1 pseudogene is annotated in these 467 nt (G+C 75.4%); it reads right to left on the bottom strand.

Features of this window, described 5'->3' with window-relative positions:
- A pseudogene (locus IH13_RS0122410) lies at positions 1 to 467 on the bottom strand (phosphoketolase); the annotation flags it as partial.

The raw sequence follows: 467 nt of genomic DNA on the forward strand, positions 1-467 counted from the left end.
GGCACGGGCAGGTGCCGCAGCAGGCGCCCGCCGTTGGCGTACGGGGTGGCGCCGAGCCGGGACTCGCCCTCGGGGACCCAGCGCAGGACCTGTTCGGTGGGCCGTCCCGAGGAGTCGAAGAGTTCCCCGGGGCGGTAGGAGCGCATCCACTCCTCCAGCTCGCGCAGGTGGCCCGGGTTGTCCCGGACACCGGAGAGCGGCACCTGGTGGGAGCGCCAGGTGCCCTCGACGGGCAGCCCGTCGACCTCTTTCGGGCCGGTCCAGCCCTTCGGGGTGCGCAGCACGATCACCGGCCAGCGCGGGCGTTCGGTCGCGCCCTCGGTGCGGGCGGCCCGCTGGTGGCCGGCGATGCGGTCCAGGGCACGGTCCATGGCGGCGGCGAGCGCGCGGTGCACGGTCGCCGGGTCGTCGCCCTCGACGTGGATCGGCTCGTGCCCGTAACCGCGCAGCAGTGCGTCGAGTTCGTC

This window comes from Streptomyces sp. NRRL WC-3549, from assembly GCF_000721935.1.
GTDB lineage: Bacteria > Actinomycetota > Actinomycetes > Streptomycetales > Streptomycetaceae > Streptomyces.